Source organism: Aeribacillus sp. FSL K6-1305, assembly GCF_038050115.1.
Taxonomy (GTDB): Bacteria; Bacillota; Bacilli; order Bacillales; family Aeribacillaceae; genus Aeribacillus; species Aeribacillus composti.
Window position 1 is genome coordinate 1,031,132 of record NZ_JBBOQV010000002.1, and the last position, 18,869, is coordinate 1,050,000.

Genomic DNA, 18,869 nt, shown 5'->3' on the forward strand with positions numbered 1-18,869 from the left:
TTTGTTTTTATGCTTTTTTAGCTATAGTGCGGTAAGTTGAAATAGATTGATGGAAATGGTATGATAACACCTGCGGTGAATGGATAAAAATCCCTATGCGTACTTTCCAGCAAAAATCGGAGTTTACACTGATTCTCACGACTATGATAAGCTTACAGTTTCTAGAAAATACGCACAAGAGCCTTTTTATCCAGCAGCGCTTAATAAAAGTCTTAAAGGAGTTTGGAAAAATTGACAAATTTGTTTCACCAGTTCGGGTTGAGTCCGGAGCTGTTAAAATCAATAAAAAGAATGGGCTTCGAAGAAGCGACTCCCATTCAAATGCAGGCGATCCCTTTAGGCTTGAACAATAAAGACATCATTGGACAAGCGCAAACAGGGACAGGAAAAACAGCAGCTTTTGGCATCCCTTTAGTAGAAAAAATTAATGTTCATGATTCAGCTGTTCAAGCGATCGTGATAGCTCCAACACGGGAACTTGCTATACAAGTATCAGAAGAGTTATATAAAATCGGTTATGATAAACGGACAAGAGTATTGCCGATTTACGGAGGCCAGGACATTTCCAGGCAGATTCGGGCTTTGAAGAAGCCGCCCCACATCATTGTTGGAACACCTGGAAGGTTATTGGATCACATACGGCGCAATACGCTGCGGCTTGATTCTGTGCACACTGTCGTTTTAGATGAAGCGGATGAAATGCTCAACATGGGGTTTATTGATGATATTGAGCACATTCTTTCAAATATTCCTAGGGAGCGTCAAACCCTTCTATTTTCTGCGACAATGCCTGGTCCAATTAAATCAATTGCAGAACGTTTTATGAAAAATCCGACTCATGTCCGTGTAAAAGCGAAAGAAGTAACGGTTCCAAATGTGCAGCAATATTATTTAGAAGTGCCTGAAAAACAAAAATTTGACGTTTTGACAAGACTTCTTGATCTGCAATCACCGGAGCTTGCGATTGTGTTTGGCAGGACAAAGCGCCGAGTGGACGAACTTTCTGAAGCATTAAATGTCCGCGGCTATTCAGCAGAAGGAATTCATGGCGATTTAAGCCAAGCGAAACGCTTATCTGTTTTGAACAAATTTAAAAATGGGGCCATTGATGTACTTGTTGCAACAGACGTAGCAGCCAGAGGGCTTGATATATCTGGTATCACCCATATATATAATTTTGATGTACCTCAAGACCCTGAAAGCTATGTGCATAGAATTGGAAGAACAGGACGGGCTGGGAAGTCAGGAAAAGCGATGACGTTTATAACCGCAAGGGAACGCGGTATTTTGGAAACCATTGAGCATACAACAAAAAGAAAAATGGATCGAATGCGTCCTCCTACTTTAGATGAAGCACTAGTAGGAAAACAAAAAATGACGGTCGAAAAAATTTGCTCTGTAGTGGAAACTGAAAATTTAGATCAGTATAAAAATTTTGCTGCGGAGCTATTGGAAAAATATGATTCCGTCCCATTGCTTGCAGCAGCTATTAAAATGTTAACGAAGGAGCCGGATACGACACCTGTAAAATTGACGGAGGAACCTCCTCTCCCTATGAAGAAAGAAAAAAGCAGAAATAAACGAAAGCTTGATTTAAAAAACAAACGGGTTGGACGGAAACGCTCCTTTCATTCAGCAAGATCGACAAAAGGATCGGCTAGCCCAAAATAATTGGAATGAAAAAGAATAATCAGACATGGAAAAAGAGGCATTCCAAAACTTGGAGCTGCCTCCTTTTTATATATTTGAAACTTTTTGCCTAAATGAAACGTAATTTTTTACAGAAGGAGACAAGGGAGGGAAAAACTTGCGGCGCGAACCACAAAATCGCATTAGTCCTAAAGCTGTTACTGTATGGAAGATCACTGCGGCTATTTGGAGCATCGTTGAGTTGCTGGTGATCATAGGCATATCTTTATTGATATTTTTTTTCAACTGGCCGAAATGGATTATTCCTATATTGGCAATTATTTGGTTGGTGTCTTCTATTTGTTCCATTTTCATTTTTCCAAATATTCGGTTGAAAATATGGCGATATGAAGTTCATGAGAATGAACTGGATTTGCAGCATGGATTGTTTACAGTTACCCGTGTGCTTGTTCCAATGGTGAGAGTTCAGCATGTAGATACCTCACAAGGGCCGATTTTAAGAAAATATAACTTGGCGACTGTAACTATTTCCACTGCAGCAACGGTTCACGAGATTCCTGCCCTGGAAATGGAAGAAGCGGATCAGCTTCGCGATTATATCTCGAAATTGGCACGGGAGGCGAAGGATGATGTATGATCAGAAAAGATTGCATCCCGTAGCTGTTTTAGTGAAAATTGCGAAGGCGATTAAAGAAATTATAGTAACGAATATTTTCTTGTTTGTCACAAACATAGGAAACATCCGGTCGTTTTTATTGATCGGAACGATTCTAGCACTTATACTCACGATCATTTCCAGTGTGTTAAATTGGTTGAAATTTACTTATCGCATTGAAGAAAATGAATTTCGTGTTGAGCAGGGCGTTTTTTTAAAAAAAAATCGATATATACCGATTGAAAGAATTCAATCCATAAATGTAACCGCCGGTTTCATCCAGCGCCTCTTCGGTGTAGTGAAGCTTGAAATCGAAACAGCGGGCGGCATGGGCGAAGCAGAGGTTGAACTTAGCGCCATACGGAAAGAAGAGGCAGAACAGATTCGGACAATCATCAAGGAGCAAAAAAGACAAATAGCACAAGGAGAAGCAGAGCAAGACAAACTGGAAGAAGGAAGGGTTCTTTACAAAATAAGCTTTAACGAACTGCTTATTACTGCAGCAACTTCAAGCGGCTTAGGGGTTGCTCTGTCAATCGTAGCCTTTTTAAGCCAATTTGATGAAATTATTCCGTACGAAAAAATATTTGACAAGCTGGAATGGATTGTCCATGCAAGTGTGACGATGATTGTCATCTTATGTTTGATTGGTTTGATCATTGCGTGGATTATAAGCTTTATCGGGGTTTTACTCCAGTACGGAGATTTTACAGTTCGAGAAGAAGCCGGACAAATTATTATTTCAAGTGGCATTTTTGAAAAAAAACAGATTTCTATACCAATAGATCGTATTCAAGCAATTAAAGTAACAGAAAATTGGCTGCGCCAGCCTTTTGGATATGCAACTGTACATATTGAATCGGCGGGAGGCGGAAGTGACAAGGATGTCGAGACCATTTTGTTTCCGTTAATTCGGAAGAAACAAGTTAAAGAAAAGGTTGAAAGCTTTTTCCATTTGACGATAAACGAGACACTGCACCCGGTTCCGCGGCGTGCGCTGTCCAGATTTTTGCTCCGTATGCTGATTTTATCACTTCTCATAGCCGTCCCTTTATGCTTGTTTTTTAAACCATGGGGCTACTTATCACTTATTCTCATTCCTTTTGCACTGGTGCTCGGATATTTTCAATATAAAGATACAGGTTGGTATTTAAATGGAAAGGAATTGACGCTGTCTTTCCGCGTGTTGAATAAGACAACCGTCTTTTTCGAAAAAAAGCGGATTCAATCATTGGAATTGAAACAATCCTATTTTCAGAGACAAAAAGATCTGACTTCTGTTCAGTGCAGTATTATTTCCAAGTCTACTGGAAGCTTTTTTGCTGTTAAAAACCTCGAGGAAAAGGACGGAATGGAAATTTATAAATGGTTTTCAAGAAGAAGTGAAGGACAAGTTTAGAAGCTCCCATCTCTCATGTGGATGGGAGTGATTTAAATTTTTACAACACATATAAAATAGCCGCAAGTATAAAAACGAAAACAAAAATCCATATCGACCATTTTTTGAAAAATAATTTCATTCCTTCCTGCCGAACCGGTTGATGATAATACGTATAATGAATGAAGCTTGGTTTTTTGCGGACAAACACTTTACCTAGCAAAAATCCAGCCAGAAGTCCTGTTACATGTGCAACTACATTGATATGGGCATCAATAAAGGACAGTACGAGAGCTATGGCTGTAACCGTTAAGATCATTTGAGAGTTTTTTTGATCCATATATTCCTTTCGGAAAAAACAGATGAACATGTACGTGCCCAAAATGCCAAAAATCGCCCCTGAAGCTCCTGCATGAGAATAATCCATTGGCATGATCAAATAGGTTGCAATGTTGGCTATAATGCCTGATGCACTGTAAATGACCAGAAAATAAATTGACTTTACCATTCGTTCCAGCGGCGGGGCAAAAATAACAAGTGTGATTGTATTAAACAAAAGATGGGAAAAGCTAGTATGCAAAAAAATTGGTGTAATGAGCCGCCACCATTCCCCTGAATGAACCCCTGCATTGTATCCGGTTAAAAAAGAAAATAGAAGCGTAAATATTGGGAAAGAAAGTTTCATCATAATCCATAACACAACATGTATGCAGCTTATGATCGTGACAGCAGGATAAAGGCGAATAAAAGTGTGAAGGCTTTCTGTTCTGCGAAACATGTGAATTCTCCTTTTCAACAGGACAAGTATTCTATAATCATTTGTATGATTTTCAATTTATAAATAGTACAGTAGAAAATTAAAGGGATGTGATGGTGTGATCGTTGGGATTGGACTTGATATCGTTGAAATGGACAGGATGAAAGATATTATGGAGCGGAGATCCAACATTATTGACAGAATCTTATCGTTTCGCGAAAAGGAAATCTTTAATAAATTGCGGGATTCAAGACAATTGGAGTTTTTGGCAGGCAGATTTGCCGCTAAAGAAGCATTTAGCAAAGCATTAGGGACAGGAATCGGAAAGACAGTGGGCTTTTTAGATATTGAAATTTTACATGATGAAAAAGGGAAACCGATCATTGTGCAAAATATTACATCAGACCGGGTGTTTGTGACAATCACTCATTCAAAAAATTTTGCTGCTGCACAAGTAATCATTGAAAGCCTGTCAAGCTAGTCTGCATATTTGCTGACCTTGCCTCATATAGTTGTAATGCGGTAGGGGAGACAAGTCAGAAATTGTTCACTGACTCTTCAAAACTTCCTAGTGACGCTAATTGAGGCAAAGGGGTTGAAAAATTTGACGAGAGGCGTAAAGCTCGTGATTGTCTGTCTGCTTTTTGTGGGATTAATATCTGCATGTGGCGTAAAATCAAAAGAAGACGTTTCAAGTGCATTGAACAAAAAAATTGAAGAATTAAAAGGCTATAAGGTGAACGCCAAAATGACGATCAAAACAGCGGAAGAGCCGCATGTGTATGAAGTGGAAATTTGGCACAAAAAGCCCCATTATTATCGAGTGCTATTAAAAAATGATGACAGGGATCAAAGCCAGATTATTTTAAGAAATGATGATGGGGTATTTGTTCTGACTCCTGCTTTGAACAAAAGCTTCCGTTTCCAAAGCAATTGGCCGCAAAATTCGAGTCAAGCTTACCTGTATGAATCGCTTGTCCAAGATATATTGAAGGATAAAGAAGCGAAATTCGAAGTTGGGGAAAAGAACTATGTATTTGAAACAAAAACCAATTATCAAAACAATCAAATGCTCCCATACCAAAAAATTGCATTTCATAAGAAAAATTTGACACCTTCATATGTGAAAGTGATGGATGTTGATCGGAATGCGCTTGTTTCTGTTGAATTTTCCAATTTTGAATCGAATCCAAAATTTGATAAAAATGCCTTTGAAATAGAAAAAACGATGTCCAATGCCCAAGTGGATATTCCTGTTTTGGCTCAATCAGCGAACAAACAATTTGCTGTTCTTTATCCGCTTAAGGAAGACTTGCCGGAAGGTGTCGATCTCGTCCAAGAAAAAGAGCTGAATACAGATAGCGGAAAACGAGTAGTATTAACTTACGGAGGCGAAAAATCATTTACTCTTATTGAGGAGCTTGCGGAAGTTTCACCAGTTACCTCTTCAGAATTTGTCAGCGGAGAGCTGGTCGACTTAGGGTTTGCAGTTGGAGCGCTGACCGACAATTCTTTAACATGGACATATAATGGTGTGGATTATATGCTCGCTTCAAACGAACTGACGCAAGAAGAAATGATTGCAGTTGCTCGTTCTGTACAAAGCCAATCAGGGAAGTAGTAAAATTGAGCGGCAAAAGAAACGATCTTCTGCCGCCTTTTTTATGTACTATTGTTTAAAAAGAAACAGTGATATAAAATAAACAAAACGATATCGTTGGAGATGAAATTAAGATGCAGAACTATTTCCGAGATACATGGGCAGAAATTAATTTAGATCATATTGAAGCGAACATTCATGGATTAAAGGAACATTTGCCGAATGAAACTGAAATTATTGCTGTTGTGAAAGCTAATGCTTATGGTCATGGAGATGTGGAAGTTGCCCAAGCAGCATTGTCAGCAGGTGTTTCTAAATTAGCAGTCGCTTTTCTAGATGAAGCATTGAAATTGAGACAAGCAGGAATAAAGGCCCCTATCCTCGTTTTAGGAGCGGTAAGACCAGAAGATGTTACAGTTGCAGGAGAAAATGGGATAAGTGTGACTGCCTATTCAGCTGAATGGCTGGAAAGTGCGGGAAAATATTTAGGGAAAACATCAGTCAACATCCACTTGAAATTAGACACAGGTATGGGACGGATCGGAATAAGAGATAAAAAAGAACTCGAACAAGCCATTTCGCTCATAAAGGGACAGCAGTTATTTCGATTAGAAGGTATATTCACTCATTTTGCCACAGCAGACGAACACGATACAGCATATTTTGAACAGCAATATGAACGTTTCCTGGAATTATTGCAAATCGTGGATACAGACGGTTTGATTATTCATTGTGCAAACAGTGCTGCGACTCTTCGCTTTCCAACAAAAACTTTTAATGCGGTTCGCTTTGGCATTTCCATGTATGGTTTGGCGCCATCGGAATTTATCAAGAGCACGCTGCCTTTTCCGTTATATGAAGCCTTTTCTTTACACTCAAAGATTGTTCATATTAAAAAAATAAAAAAAGGGGAAAAAGTAAGTTACGGAGCAACATACGCAGCGAAAGAGGAGGAATGGATTGGTACGGTTCCAATCGGTTATGCTGATGGATGGATTCGAAAATTGACTGGTTCGGAAGTTCTTGTCGATGGAAGGCGCGTTCCTATTATCGGGCGCATTTGCATGGATCAACTGATGATTAAGCTTCCGGAAAAAAAACCTGTCGGGACAAAAGTGACACTTATCGGTTCACAAGGCAATGACATGATTTCAGTTGATGAAGTGGCCAAACGGCTGGAAACGATTAATTATGAAATTCCATGCATGATCAATTGGCGGGTTCCTCGGATTTATATAAGAAATGGAGGCAAAACAAACGTAAGAAATCCTCTGCTTACTGAAAAATGAAGAAACTTGAATAAAATATTCATCTCAATGCCGATAATATTGAAGAAATTATTTGAAAAATGGCTTTGCTTCAACGAATATAAATGTTAATATTAATATTGGAATAAAATGATTTCGGCTTTGTAGGAACGGTGGAGGTGTATTTTGGTGTCTGAATCCAGCTCAACAACGGAAATTATTGTTCGATTGCCACAAGCACTTGTTTCTGAATTAGATGGAATCGTGAAACAGGAAAACGGAAACAGAAGTGAATTTATTTATCAAGCAATGAAAATGTATTTGAGAGAGCGTAAAAAACGCCAAATTCGCGAGTCAATGAGACGCGGTTATATGGAAATGGCGAAGATCAATCTAAATATTGCATCGGAGGCTTTTCTGGCAGAGTATGAGGCTGAACACACCGTTGAACGCTTAGTTAGCGGGGGGTAATCTTTTGATTGTTAAACGCGGCGACGTTTATTTTGCTGATTTATCCCCTGTAGTTGGTTCAGAGCAAGGCGGCGTTCGTCCAGTTTTAATTATCCAAAATGATATAGGGAATCGTTTTAGTCCAACGGTGATCGTAGCCGCTATTACAGCACAAATTCAAAAAGCAAAATTGCCGACTCATGTTGAAATTGATGCGAAAAAATATGGATTTGAACGGGATTCGGTCATTTTGCTTGAGCAGATTAGAACGATTGATAAACAACGGTTAACGGATAAAATTACCCATCTTGATGATGAAATGATGGATAAAGTGGACGATGCCTTACAAATCAGTTTAGGGCTGATCGATTTCTAATATTTTTTACGTATATTTCAACGATCTTTTCAAAAGGACTGCCTGCAGGTAGAATGTTTAAAATAAATAAGATTGAAAAAATGTCCACAGTTGCGAAACTGTGGTATTTTTGATTTTTGCGCAAAAATGAACAGACGTGCTGACAAGCTGCATTCGCTTTTTTAAACGACGAAGCATTTAAAAACAGCATCTTCCATAGTCGAGAAGTGAAAGGAAGATTTGCCGCATTCCCTTTATAAAATAGCTGTAAGCAATGCATGCGACAGCATTAGCAGATATTGTGGAAGAAAAATGATAAAAATGGGAACATATCTATAATTTTTTTTATTTTTCTATAAAAGTTGAAAAGGCAAAGTTTTTGAAAGGAGACATGCAACATGTCACTGAAAATTTCTGAAATAGTTGAATTTATCCGAATGCATCGAGACGAGATTATGAAGGATTGGATTGATCGCTTCAACAAGGCTGATGCCCAATCAATTTCCGCTGAGTCTGATCAAATTGATCAAGCAATTGCTGCAGAATATGTGAATATTCTCATCGAATGGAGCAAAAACAAAGAAGATGAATTTTCCAGAAAAATTCATGAATTTTCAAAACGGATTGTCCAGCTTGACTGGCCAATGGACAAAATTGCTCAATGCTTACATACTTTTGAAAAAATATTATTTGCTAAATTGCTTGAGAAACAAATACCGGGTGATCCGCTTGAATTATTATCGGAGATAGAGAAAGTTACCTCACCGGTTAATCGGGAAGTATTTCTGCAATATACCTCTTCATATGAAAGAACCATTAATCTCCAAAAAATGGCTCTGCAAGAATTGTCTGCGCCGTTGATTCCGGTTTTTGATAGCATCACTGTTATGCCATTGATTGGAACGATTGATACGGACCGTGCCAAAAGAATTATGGAAAATTTATTAAAAGGGGTCGTTAAATATCGTTCTGAAGTGGTGCTGATTGATATAACCGGTGTGCCTGTTGTGGATACGATGGTAGCCCATCACATTATACAAGCTGCAGAAGCAGTTCGTCTTGTAGGAGCAAAAAGCTTGCTTGTCGGCATTCGCCCTGAAATTGCGCAAACGATAGTGAATCTAGGCATTGATTTAAGTCAAATTACGACGAAAAATACCCTTCAAAAAGGCATCGAAGCTGCGCTTGAAATGACCAATCGAAAAATTGTTTCAATGGGTGAACGCAGATGATGAAAACGTCAAAAATACCTATTTTAAAACTGTATAATAATCTATTAATTTCAATACAGTGGGAGCTGGACGACAAAACAGCGATGCAATTTCAGGAAGATTTATTAAAGAAAATTCATGAAACAGGAGCAACAGGTGTTGTCATTGATTTAACTTCCGTTGATGTCATTGATTCATTTATCGCCAAGATTTTAGGGGACTGTGTCAACATGTCTAAGTTAATGGGGGCGACGGTCGTATTGACAGGTATTCAGCCTGCTGTGGCTATTACGCTGATCGAATTAGGCATTGAACTGGAAGATATTCATACTGCGCTTGACTTGGAAAAAGGGCTGGAATTGCTTAAGGAGCTGGAGGATTAGAATGGATGGCCAATCCTGTGTAATGATTATGAACGAATGGGATATTGTGGCTGCCCGCCAATTGGGTCGTCATGCTGCGAAAGAACTTGGATTCGGCGCAGTGGACCAAGCCCGGATTACCACCGCAATATCAGAATTAGCAAGGAACATTTATCATTATGCAAATGGTGGGAAAATTTACATCGATAAAATTGAAGAAAAAGAAAAAAAAGGAATTAAAATTACCGCCTCTGATCATGGGCCGGGAATTCCTGATATTCGCAAGGCAATGGAGGATGGATTTACGACGTCAGGAGGACTTGGGGCTGGATTGCCTGGTGTTAAGCGCTTAATGGACGAATTTTATATCGACTCAAAGACAGGCGAAGGGACCGTTGTACAAGTGGTGAAATGGCTTCGTTAGGAGGATTTTATGGCGTTTGATGATGATATTCAAATGAAATATAAAGAGATGTTAGCAAATTACATTCAAGAACTGACCGAACAAGCTTTATATGAAGGGCAGCGCTTCAGTTGGAAAGCAATTGAACATAAAATACCGCCTGAGGAAATCATCAACATCCATTTAAAAGTTTTAAAAGAATTATTTCCAGACATACCAAAAAAGATTTTAGATTCCTTTGACTTTTTATTGGAGGTAATGGTTGGTTATGGTCTGGCTTATCAAGAACATCAATTTTTGAGGGGCAGGCAGCTTGAGCTGAAATCCGAAATTGAAATTGCAGCAAACGTACAGCAGGCACTGCTGCAAACAAATATTCCAAAAGTCGAAGAATTGGACATAGGGGTCATCAGCGTTCCTGCCAAAATTATGAACGGAGATTATTACCAGTTTGCAGAACATGAAAACACAATGAGCGTTGCGATTGCGGATGTCATAGGCAAAGGCATACCTGCAGCATTGTGTATATCAATGATTAAATATGCGATGGACAGCCTCCTGGAATCAAGGCAAAATCCGAGTTACATATTAGAAAATTTAAATAGAGTTGTTGAACAAAACATCGATGTCAATATGTTTATTACCATGTTTTTTGGTAAGTACGATTTTCGGACGAATAAGATTACATATGCATCTGCAGGACATGAACCGGGCTTTTATTATTGCGCCAGCGAGGATCACTTTTATGACCTTCAATCAAAAGGGCTTGTTTTAGGTGTTGACCGGCAAGTGAAATATGAGCAATATGAATTAAATCTTTTCCAAAACGATATGATTATTCTTTTGTCAGATGGAGTAACTGAAACAAGAACGAAGGAAGGATTTATTGATAGAGCTGCAGTGACGAGCGCCATCCGAGCTCATTTACATTTGCCTGCTCAGCAAATAGTAGAAAATATTTATAAAGATTTTGAGAAAATGCAAGGTTTTCAATTGCGGGATGATTTCACCTTAATCATTATGAAAAAAATGTTTAAACGGCTTCGAAAAAGGGTATAAGTGAATGGATGATTTTGTCTTTTATGAGGGGGATCAGAATGAATCTTGAAATTGATATTAAAAGGGAAAAAAAGGTTTCGTATGTGCATCTAAAAGGAGAGATTGATGCCTATACTGCGCCAGCGCTAAAAAATAAACTTGCGCCCATTTCTGAGGAAAGCGAACCTTTTATTGAAGTCAACCTAAAAGATGTTGAATATATGGACTCAACCGGATTAGGAGTTTTTGTCGGATTGTTGAAAACGGTCAGAAAACAAGGCGGAAAGCTGAAATTGACAAATTTGTCGCCGCGGCTGGAGCGCTTATTTCATATTACCGGTTTGGACAGCATCATCGAGATTTCAAGAAAAGGTGAGGATTAATGGATAAATGTATTGATTACATTGAAATGAAAATACCTGCGAAAACTGAGTATATAGGGATTGTCAGATTGACTCTATCCGGTATCGCCAATAGAATGGGGTACACATATGATGACATTGAAGATTTAAAGATTGCCGTCAGTGAAGCGTGTACAAATGCGGTGCAGCATGCCTACGGTCATGATGAAAACGGTGAAGTGAGAATCGGCTTCAGCTTGTTCGAAAATCGATTAGAGATCACTGTTTCAGACGATGGAAAAAATTTTGATCTATCAAAAATGAAAGAAAACACCGGGCCTTATTCTCCTTCCATGCCGATTGAAAAATTGAGCGAGGGCGGTTTAGGTTTGTTTCTAATTAAAACGCTCATGGATGAAGTGACAATCGATATGAACTCAGGAGTAACTGTCAAGATGTCCAAGCTTTTAAATGAGGAGCGAATGAGAAATGAACAAACCTCATGGTCAAAAACGAAGCAATAACGAAATCCATGAACTCATTCGTCAAGTTCAGGAAAATAAAGATGAAAAAGCACAAGAACAAATTATTGAACTTTATCAGCCAATTGTTGTTGCACTGGCAAAAAAGTACTCAAGTTCGAAAATGTATCAGGAGGATTTGGTACAGGTCGGGATGATCGGTTTATTGGGAGCGATTGATCGCTTCGACCCAACAGTTGGGAAATCATTTGATGCGTTTGTTGTTCCAACGATTATTGGAGAAATCAAACGCTATCTTCGGGATAAAACGTGGAGCGTCCATGTGCCCCGCAGAATGAAAGAACTTGGACCAAAAATAAATGCAGCGGTGGAGCAGTTGACGAGTCAGCTGGAGCGCTCTCCGAAGGTCAAGGAAATAGCAGAATATTTAGGAGCAGCTGAGGAAGAAGTTTTGGAAGCTATGGAAATGGTCAAAAACTATCATACGCTTTCTGTTGATCACTCAATAGAAGCTGGACCGGATGGAACCGCGGTCACCATTTTAGATCTTGTCGGACAAAAAGACGAGGGCTTTGAACGCATTCTTCAAAAACTGACTATTGAAAACATTATGCACGTTTTAACTGAGAGAGAAAAAGAAATTATTCTACATTCTTTTTATCATAACCGCAGTCAAAAAGAAATAGGTGAAATTTTAGGTATCTCCCAAATGCATGTTTCCAGACTATTGCGCCAAGCATTAAAAAAATTAAAAAAAGCTGTTCACGCTGATCCAATGGAGATAGGGCAATGATTCAATATCAAGAAACTGAACATATTCAATTTTTGACATGTCAGGTTGGAAAAGTAGGCAGTGCTTATTGTGGAGACAGTTTTTTCACCTGTACGGACGAGCATAGATTTGTTTGTGTTGTCGCAGATGGGTTGGGAAGTGGACAAGCTGCGCGTGAATCATCTGAAATCATATGCCAAACGGTGAAGCAATACCAGCAGGAAACTGTACATGAGATTTTTAAACAGTGCCATAAGAAATTAAAAGGTAAAAGAGGCGCGACAGCCGGAATATTAAAGGTGGATTTCGCAGACAAAACTATTACATACGGCTCGGTAGGAAACGTTCGTTTCATCTTATATTTGCCTTCTGGGGAATACATTTATCCAATTCCAACCGCTGGATATTTACCTGGTAAAATGAAGAAATATCGCATCCGCACTTTTTCATATGAAAAAGGGTCAAAATTTATTATTCACACTGATGGCCTTTATGCTTCAAACATTAAAACGGCGTTAAAAGATCATTCTTCTATTCACGAGATTGCGAAAGGCTTCAATAAATTTCTTTCCGATCGGACAGATGATTTAACTTATATAATCGGGCAGCTTTTTTAATTGTTGGGACAATCGGATGGATAACGGTTGTCTTTTTATGTTGAAAAAATTTTTGATAAAATGTTTATGTAGATGGAAATAGTAGTGGAGGCTAAAGAATGTTAAATAATGAGAAAATTTTTCAAATGTTAAGCAGCGAATTATCAATATCCACCAAACAAATTCAAAATGTCATTGCATTGCTTGAAGACGGCAACACCGTTCCTTTTATTGCGCGGTACAGAAAAGAACAAACAGGCGCTTTAAATGAAGTGGAAATACGAAACATTAGTGAACGCTGGCAATACATACAAAACCTTGAAAAAAGAAAAGAAGAAGTTATTCGGTTAATTGAGGAACAAGGAAAACTAACAGAATCTTTGCGAAATGAAATACTGGCGGCTGAAAAATTGCAGCAAGTTGAAGACTTGTATCGGCCATACCGGCAAAAAAGAAGAACGAAAGCAACGATTGCAAAAGAAAGAGGGCTTGAGCCTTTAGCCAAATGGATATATTCCTTGCCGCTAGCGGGATCGATTGAAGAAGAAGCCGAAAAATACATCAATGAAGAGAAAGAAATCCATACGGTTGAAGATGCTCTCTCTGGTGCAAAAGATATTATTGCAGAATGGATTTCAGACGATCCGAATTATCGGCAATGGATAAGGGAGCAAACGTTGAAAGAAGGTATGGTCGTCTCAACGTGTAAAGACGAAGAAAAAGATGAGAAAAAAGTATTCGAAATGTATTACCAATATGAAGAACCGATCAAAAAAATCGTTCCCCATCGTGTTTTGGCGTTAAACAGAGGGGAGAAGGAAGGGATTTTAAGGGTGGCAATCGAGCCGCCGACAGAACAAATAGTAGCCTATTTGAAGAAAAAAGTTGTTTCGGATCAAAGGACAATTGCTGCTGATATTTTAATTGAAACGTTGGAGGATGCGTATAGACGGCTCATACAGCCTTCGATTGAGCGGGAGATTAGAAAAGAATTGACTGAAAAAGCTGAAGATCAGGCCATTCGTGTTTTTTCCGAAAATTTAAGAAAACTGCTCCTTCAACCTCCATTAAAAGGAACGATCGTTTTAGGAATCGACCCGGCTTACCGTACAGGATGCAAGCTTGCGGCAGTCGATGAAACTGGAAAAGTTCTTTATATTGATGTGATTTATCCTCATCCGCCAAAAAATGAAATAGAAAAATCAAAACAAAAGCTGATCGATATTATTCAACGCTTCCAAATTGAAGTAATCGCTATCGGCAATGGAACAGCTTCAAGAGAAACAGAACAATTTGTTGCAGATGTAATAAAAGAATTAAAAGAAGATATTTATTATTTAATTGTTAACGAGGCGGGAGCAAGTGTTTATTCAGCTTCTGATTTAGCCCGGGAAGAGTTCCCAGATCTTGAAGTCGAAGAACGCAGCGCAGTATCCATTGCTAGAAGGCTTCAAGATCCGCTTGCTGAATTGGTGAAAATTGATCCTAAATCAATCGGTGTTGGTCAATACCAGCATGATGTATCCCAAAAGAAATTGCATGACTCTTTAACGTTTGTTGTGGAAACAGTTGTCAACCAAGTCGGTGTCAACGTAAATACTGCTTCGCCGTCTCTGTTGCAATACGTATCTGGATTATCAAAAACAGTGGCTCATAATATTGTGAAACGAAGAGAAGAAATTGGAAAATTTGTGAATCGCAACGATTTAAAATCCATCCCACGGCTTGGGGAGAAAACGTATGAGCAATGTATCGGCTTTTTAAGAATATTGGACGGCGACGATCCGCTTGACAGGACGAGCATTCATCCTGAAAGCTATGAAGACGCTAGAAAACTGCTGTCAAGCCTTTCATTGACAGTCGATGATATCGGTACAGAACTGTTGAAAGATAAAATCAGATCGCTGAATATTCAAGAAACTTCAAAAGCCTTGCATATTGGCGAATATACATTGAAGGATATATGCGATGCTTTAATGAGACCGGAGCGCGATCCTCGTGATGAAGTTCCAAAACCTCTTTTGAAAAAAGATGTGCTGCAGCTTGAAGACTTGAAAGAAGGAATGGAGCTGCAAGGAACGGTTCGAAACGTAGTAGACTTTGGTGTATTTGTTGATATCGGCGTTAAACAGGATGGACTTGTGCACATTTCAAAATTAAGCAAACAATATGTAAAGCATCCTTTGGACGTTGTTTCGGTTGGGGACATCGTGACAGTCTGGGTGGAAAAAGTTGATGTTGATAAAGGAAGAGTCGCTTTAACAATGGTTAAATAAATAACAACAGAAATCACGGCTGTCGGCAAAGTCGACAGCTGATTTTTTATCAACCTTATATTGCATGCTGATGGAAGCAAACAACGATCTATCAACCAAAAAATTTTGAAAAAAGTTAGTCTGTTCTTTGAGAGCTGTTGAATTATGAGCAATGCTTTTTTCTATAGAAATACCAGCATTGATTTAATAACTTGATTTGATAAACGTTTTTTTCATAATATGCTTTCTTCATTTGATTTATAAGCCAATTCGGCATTGGTTAATACCTCCTTGGATGTATTGTTCTTTTTGGCTTGCCATTTTATGGTCAAGAAAAAAAGCATATGCTAAAATAAAATATGTGAGTCCGATTAGATGTAGTAATATTTATTGTATGCGTTAAGTTGTTGTCCTGTTCAACATGTTTTTAAAGTAGGTGCAGTACATTGAATGATGACCAGCTTCAAAAACTTGTGGAGCAAATTTCACTATCCTTTTTTGGGAAAAAATTTGTTCACAAAGCGTATTTTAATCACCGTCTTCGAACAACAGGCGGAAGATATTTATTAAACAGCCATGATATTGAAGTGAATAAAAAATATTATGAACAATACGGAATGGACGAATTAATAGGGATTATTAAGCATGAACTTTGCCACTACCATCTTCATATCGAAGGAAAAGGTTTTCGGCATCGGGACTCTGACTTTAAAATGCTTTTAAAAAAAGTAGGTGCACCTAGATTTTGCACACCATTAAGAGAAAAAAATAAAAATAATATTATTTATATTTATAAATGCCTATCATGTATGAGCACTTTTATTCGCCGTAGAAAAATGAACCCAGAACGATATTTATGCGGAAAGTGCGGAGGAAAAATTCAATTTTATAAAAATAATGGTTGACGAAAAGGAGAAAGATATGATAAAGTATAAAAGCCGTCGCTAATTGGATGGCAGCGAAAAACAATATATAATGAACTGTTGACAAAATTATAAATGCTCATTACAATGGTTACAGTCGTCAATTTTTTTCTTCATTCCGCAGTAGCTCAGTGGTAGAGCATTCGGCTGTTAACCGAACGGTCGCAGGTTCGAATCCTGCCTGCGGAGCCAATTTGGAGAAGTACCCAAGTGGCTGAAGGGGCTCCCCTGCTAAGGGAGTAGGTCGTGTAAGCGGCGCGAGGGTTCAAATCCCTCCTTCTCCGCCATGAAAAATGGCCCGTTGGTCAAGTGGTTAAGACACCGCCCTTTCACGGCGGTAACACGGGTTCGAATCCCGTACGGGTCATTCATATTCGCTGAAATAGGAAGTTGAAAAACTTCCTATTTCTAACTTTAAAAAATCCAAACCAAAAAGTCTTTACATAGCGTTCAAAAAATGTTACAATAAATTTTGTGACTTTTTGATGGGCTATAGCCAAGCGGTAAGGCAACGGACTTTGACTCCGTGATGCGCTGGTTCGAATCCAGCTAGCCCAGCCACTTATTATAAAAATAATAAGAGCCATTAGCTCAGTCGGTAGAGCAACGAGCAAGGCTTCGTTGAATAAGCAGCGAGTTGTCCCGACGCATCCAGCACCTTGAGAAAGCTGGAAGAGGAAGGGACATCTGACCGACTTTAAAACAGATTAGAAGAAATTACTTTTTATGAGCCATTAGCTCAGTCGGTAGAGCATCTGACTTTTAATCAGAGGGTCGGAGGTTCGAATCCTCCATGGCTCACCATTTAATGCGGGTGTGGCGGAATTGGCAGACGCACTAGACTTAGGATCTAGCGCCTTACGGCGTGGGGGTTCAAGTCCCTCCACCCGCATATTCGCGGTAGTGGCGGAATGGCAGACGCGCTAGGTTGAGGGCCTAGTGGGGGCGACCCCGTGGAGGTTCGAGTCCTCTCTACCGCACCAAAAAAGTGTTGACATCATATTTTAAGTGAGTTACAATAAAAAACCTGTGGAATGCGCCCGTAGCTCAATTGGATAGAGCGTTTGACTACGGATCAAAAGGTTAGGGGTTCGACTCCTCTCGGGCGCGCCATATCGGGAAGTAGCTCAGCTTGGTAGAGCACATGGTTTGGGACCATGGGGTCGCAGGTTCGAATCCTGTCTTCCCGATTTTGATCAATAAAGGCTTAAAAGCAAAATTGCATGAATAAATTAAGATATGCGGGTGTAGTTTAGTGGTAAAACCTCAGCCACGAGCGACACTTCAATGAATAATCTGCGAGTTGCCTCGACGCATTTACATCCTCGAACAATGCTGGAAGAGGAAGAGGCATGGAAAATGCGTGTTTATCATTTAAATAGAAAAACAAATATTTTCGCGCGGGTGTAGTTTAGTGGTAAAACCTCAGCCTTCCAAGCTGATGTCGTGGGTTCGATTCCCATCACCCGCTCCAAAATGATCTTTGAAAACTGAACAAAACGAAAAGCGTGCCTGTTGATTCTGACAAGAGCATTTGGTGACAAACTTTTTTTGGAGAGTTTGATCCTGGCTCAGGACGAACGCTGGCGGCGTGCCTAATACATGCAAGTCGAGCGGACCGAAGGGAGCTTGCTCCTTTAGGTTAGCGGCGGACGGGTGAGTAACACGTGGGCAACCTGCCCTGCAGACTGGGATAACTTCGGGAAACCGGAGCTAATACCGGATAACACCGAAAACCGCATGGTTTTCGGTTGAAAGGCGGCTTTTAGCTGTCACTGCAGGATGGGCCCGCGGCGCATTAGCTAGTTGGTGAGGTAACGGCTCACCAAGGCGACGATGCGTAGCCGACCTGAGAGGGTGACCGGCCACACTGGGACTGAGACACGGCCCAGACTCCTACGGGAGGCAGCAGTAGGGAATCTTCCGCAATGGACGAAAGTCTGACGGAGCAACGCCGCGTGAGCGAAGAAGGTCTTCGGATCGTAAAGCTCTGTTGTCAGGGAAGAACAAGTACCGTTCGAACAGGGCGGTACCTTGACGGTACCTGACGAGGAAGCCACGGCTAACTACGTGCCAGCAGCCGCGGTAATACGTAGGTGGCAAGCGTTGTCCGGAATTATTGGGCGTAAAGCGCGCGCAGGCGGTTCCTTAAGTCTGATGTGAAATCTCGCGGCTCAACCGCGAGCGGCCATTGGAAACTGGGGAACTTGAGTGCAGGAGAGGGGAGCGGAATTCCACGTGTAGCGGTGAAATGCGTAGAGATGTGGAGGAACACCAGTGGCGAAGGCGGCTCTCTGGCCTGTAACTGACGCTGAGGCGCGAAAGCGTGGGGAGCGAACAGGATTAGATACCCTGGTAGTCCACGCCGTAAACGATGAGTGCTAAGTGTTAGAG

The 18,869-nt window shown here is 39.9% G+C and carries 19 protein-coding genes, 10 tRNA genes, 1 rRNA gene and 1 pseudogene (1 of these 31 cut by a window edge); 29 read left to right on the top strand and 2 right to left on the bottom strand.

Annotated elements, in window-relative coordinates; all coding sequences use genetic code 11:
* Positions 1–291: 291 nt before the first annotated feature.
* The 3 genes from NST97_RS14805 (at position 292) to NST97_RS14815 (ending at position 3,704) form a co-directional block, all read left to right on the top strand.
* Entirely contained in the window at positions 292–1,671 is a 1,380-nt protein-coding gene (locus NST97_RS14805) for a DEAD/DEAH box helicase (RefSeq protein WP_063388241.1), read from the top strand.
* 136 nt (positions 1,672–1,807) lie between these two features.
* Positions 1,808–2,287 (top strand): PH domain-containing protein, encoded by a 480-nt coding sequence (locus tag NST97_RS14810; RefSeq protein ID WP_063388223.1) that lies wholly within the window; start codon positions 1,808–1,810, stop codon positions 2,285–2,287.
* Complete coding sequence (locus tag NST97_RS14815) at positions 2,277–3,704, top strand: PH domain-containing protein (RefSeq protein ID WP_063388224.1); 1,428 nt, start codon at positions 2,277–2,279, stop codon at positions 3,702–3,704. The genes NST97_RS14810 and NST97_RS14815 overlap by 11 nt, the downstream gene beginning before the upstream one ends.
* A 172-nt stretch (positions 3,705–3,876) precedes the next feature.
* On the opposite strand, the pseudogene NST97_RS14820 reads toward NST97_RS14815, so the two are convergent.
* Positions 3,877–4,461, bottom strand: a pseudogene (locus NST97_RS14820) (rhomboid family intramembrane serine protease); the annotation flags it as partial.
* A 97-nt stretch (positions 4,462–4,558) separates the two neighbouring features.
* On the opposite strand from NST97_RS14820, the gene acpS reads away from it, so the two are divergent.
* From acpS to NST97_RS14890, 14 genes are all read left to right on the top strand, one after another.
* Positions 4,559–4,921, top strand: coding sequence for a holo-ACP synthase (acpS, locus tag NST97_RS14825; RefSeq protein WP_063388226.1), 363 nt, complete (start codon positions 4,559–4,561; stop codon positions 4,919–4,921).
* A 123-nt stretch (positions 4,922–5,044) separates the two neighbouring features.
* Positions 5,045–6,061, top strand: a complete 1,017-nt coding sequence (locus NST97_RS14830; RefSeq protein ID WP_165381955.1) for a LolA family protein — start codon at positions 5,045–5,047, stop codon at positions 6,059–6,061.
* 113 nt (positions 6,062–6,174) lie between these two features.
* Positions 6,175–7,329, top strand: coding sequence for an alanine racemase (alr, locus tag NST97_RS14835; RefSeq protein ID WP_094244994.1), 1,155 nt, complete (start codon positions 6,175–6,177; stop codon positions 7,327–7,329).
* 147 nt (positions 7,330–7,476) lie between these two features.
* A complete protein-coding gene (locus NST97_RS14840) occupies positions 7,477–7,758 on the top strand; it encodes a CopG family ribbon-helix-helix protein (RefSeq protein WP_063388229.1) in 282 nt (93 codons plus the stop codon).
* Positions 7,759–7,762: 4 nt separating this feature from the next.
* Complete coding sequence (gene ndoA, locus NST97_RS14845) at positions 7,763–8,113, top strand: type II toxin-antitoxin system endoribonuclease NdoA (protein WP_063388230.1); 351 nt, start codon at positions 7,763–7,765, stop codon at positions 8,111–8,113.
* A gap of 377 nt (positions 8,114–8,490) precedes the next feature.
* Entirely contained in the window at positions 8,491–9,324 is an 834-nt protein-coding gene (locus NST97_RS14850; protein WP_130158217.1) for an STAS domain-containing protein, read from the top strand.
* The gene (locus NST97_RS14855; protein ID WP_063388242.1) at positions 9,324–9,686 is read left to right on the top strand and encodes an STAS domain-containing protein; all 363 of its coding nucleotides are present in this window, start codon (positions 9,324–9,326) and stop codon (positions 9,684–9,686) included. Before NST97_RS14850 ends, NST97_RS14855 begins: the two co-directional genes overlap by 1 nt.
* A 1-nt stretch (position 9,687) precedes the next feature.
* On the top strand, positions 9,688–10,089 hold the full coding sequence (locus tag NST97_RS14860) for an anti-sigma regulatory factor (protein WP_063388232.1): 402 nt from the start codon (positions 9,688–9,690) through the stop codon (positions 10,087–10,089).
* 9 nt (positions 10,090–10,098) lie between these two features.
* Entirely contained in the window at positions 10,099–11,127 is a 1,029-nt protein-coding gene (locus NST97_RS14865; RefSeq protein WP_339194047.1) for a PP2C family protein-serine/threonine phosphatase, read from the top strand.
* A 38-nt stretch (positions 11,128–11,165) separates the two neighbouring features.
* Positions 11,166–11,489, top strand: coding sequence for an anti-sigma factor antagonist (locus tag NST97_RS14870; protein ID WP_063388234.1), 324 nt, complete (start codon positions 11,166–11,168; stop codon positions 11,487–11,489).
* Entirely contained in the window at positions 11,489–11,971 is a 483-nt protein-coding gene (rsbW, locus tag NST97_RS14875; protein WP_278342289.1) for an anti-sigma B factor RsbW, read from the top strand. Before NST97_RS14870 ends, rsbW begins: the two co-directional genes overlap by 1 nt.
* Positions 11,937–12,722, top strand: a complete 786-nt coding sequence (gene sigB, locus NST97_RS14880; RefSeq protein WP_063388236.1) for an RNA polymerase sigma factor SigB — start codon at positions 11,937–11,939, stop codon at positions 12,720–12,722. Before rsbW ends, sigB begins: the two co-directional genes overlap by 35 nt.
* On the top strand, positions 12,719–13,318 hold the full coding sequence (locus NST97_RS14885) for a PP2C family serine/threonine-protein phosphatase (protein WP_341343391.1): 600 nt from the start codon (positions 12,719–12,721) through the stop codon (positions 13,316–13,318). The genes sigB and NST97_RS14885 overlap by 4 nt, the downstream gene beginning before the upstream one ends.
* 98 nt (positions 13,319–13,416) lie before the next feature.
* Positions 13,417–15,573: a Tex family protein gene (locus NST97_RS14890; protein WP_066247056.1), complete on the top strand. Its 2,157-nt coding sequence runs from the start codon at positions 13,417–13,419 to the stop codon at positions 15,571–15,573.
* A gap of 142 nt (positions 15,574–15,715) precedes the next feature.
* On the opposite strand, the gene cmpA is transcribed toward NST97_RS14890, so the two are convergent.
* The gene (cmpA, locus tag NST97_RS14895; RefSeq protein WP_094245000.1) at positions 15,716–15,829 is read right to left on the bottom strand and encodes a cortex morphogenetic protein CmpA; all 114 of its coding nucleotides are present in this window, start codon (positions 15,827–15,829) and stop codon (positions 15,716–15,718) included.
* Positions 15,830–15,998: 169 nt separating this feature from the next.
* Between cmpA and NST97_RS14900 the strand changes: the two genes are divergently transcribed.
* From NST97_RS14900 to NST97_RS14955, 12 genes are all read left to right on the top strand, one after another.
* A complete protein-coding gene (locus NST97_RS14900; protein WP_063388239.1) occupies positions 15,999–16,457 on the top strand; it encodes a SprT family protein in 459 nt (152 codons plus the stop codon).
* A 135-nt stretch (positions 16,458–16,592) separates the two neighbouring features.
* A tRNA-Asn gene (locus NST97_RS14905) sits at positions 16,593–16,667 on the top strand.
* Between the two features lie 4 nt (positions 16,668–16,671).
* A tRNA-Ser gene (locus tag NST97_RS14910) sits at positions 16,672–16,762 on the top strand.
* Positions 16,763–16,770: 8 nt separating this feature from the next.
* A tRNA-Glu gene (locus NST97_RS14915) sits at positions 16,771–16,842 on the top strand.
* A 119-nt stretch (positions 16,843–16,961) separates the two neighbouring features.
* A tRNA-Gln gene (locus NST97_RS14920) sits at positions 16,962–17,036 on the top strand.
* Positions 17,037–17,203: 167 nt separating this feature from the next.
* Positions 17,204–17,279, top strand: a tRNA-Lys gene (locus NST97_RS14925).
* A gap of 6 nt (positions 17,280–17,285) precedes the next feature.
* Positions 17,286–17,367, top strand: a tRNA-Leu gene (locus NST97_RS14930).
* Between the two features lie 5 nt (positions 17,368–17,372).
* Positions 17,373–17,458 (top strand) — tRNA-Leu (locus NST97_RS14935).
* A gap of 53 nt (positions 17,459–17,511) precedes the next feature.
* A tRNA-Arg gene (locus NST97_RS14940) sits at positions 17,512–17,588 on the top strand.
* A 3-nt stretch (positions 17,589–17,591) separates the two neighbouring features.
* Positions 17,592–17,665 (top strand) — tRNA-Pro (locus tag NST97_RS14945).
* Between the two features lie 210 nt (positions 17,666–17,875).
* Positions 17,876–17,949: transfer RNA gene (locus tag NST97_RS14950), tRNA-Gly, on the top strand.
* Between the two features lie 74 nt (positions 17,950–18,023).
* Positions 18,024–18,869, top strand: a 16S ribosomal RNA gene (locus NST97_RS14955); it runs 708 nt beyond the window's last position.

What these genes read in the sequence shown, in the direction of transcription:
- NST97_RS14805 (WP_063388241.1), top strand. Translation starts at nt 292, where the DNA reads ATGGGCTTCGAAGAAGCGACTCCCATTCAAATGCAGGCGATCCCTTTA.
- cmpA (WP_094245000.1), bottom strand. Translation starts at nt 15,829, where the DNA reads ATGCCGAATTGGCTTATAAATCAAATGAAGAAAGCATATTATGAAAAA.
- NST97_RS14885 (WP_341343391.1), top strand. Translation starts at nt 12,719, where the DNA reads ATGATTCAATATCAAGAAACTGAACATATTCAATTTTTGACATGTCAG.
- NST97_RS14815 (WP_063388224.1), top strand. Translation starts at nt 2,277, where the DNA reads ATGATGTATGATCAGAAAAGATTGCATCCCGTAGCTGTTTTAGTGAAA.
- NST97_RS14855 (WP_063388242.1), top strand. Translation starts at nt 9,324, where the DNA reads ATGAAAACGTCAAAAATACCTATTTTAAAACTGTATAATAATCTATTA.
- NST97_RS14860 (WP_063388232.1), top strand. Translation starts at nt 9,688, where the DNA reads ATGGATGGCCAATCCTGTGTAATGATTATGAACGAATGGGATATTGTG.
- NST97_RS14865 (WP_339194047.1), top strand. Translation starts at nt 10,099, where the DNA reads ATGGCGTTTGATGATGATATTCAAATGAAATATAAAGAGATGTTAGCA.
- rsbW (WP_278342289.1), top strand. Translation starts at nt 11,489, where the DNA reads ATGGATAAATGTATTGATTACATTGAAATGAAAATACCTGCGAAAACT.
- NST97_RS14870 (WP_063388234.1), top strand. Translation starts at nt 11,166, where the DNA reads ATGAATCTTGAAATTGATATTAAAAGGGAAAAAAAGGTTTCGTATGTG.
- alr (WP_094244994.1), top strand. Translation starts at nt 6,175, where the DNA reads ATGCAGAACTATTTCCGAGATACATGGGCAGAAATTAATTTAGATCAT.
- sigB (WP_063388236.1), top strand. Translation starts at nt 11,937, where the DNA reads ATGAACAAACCTCATGGTCAAAAACGAAGCAATAACGAAATCCATGAA.
- NST97_RS14890 (WP_066247056.1), top strand. Translation starts at nt 13,417, where the DNA reads ATGTTAAATAATGAGAAAATTTTTCAAATGTTAAGCAGCGAATTATCA.
- NST97_RS14850 (WP_130158217.1), top strand. Translation starts at nt 8,491, where the DNA reads ATGTCACTGAAAATTTCTGAAATAGTTGAATTTATCCGAATGCATCGA.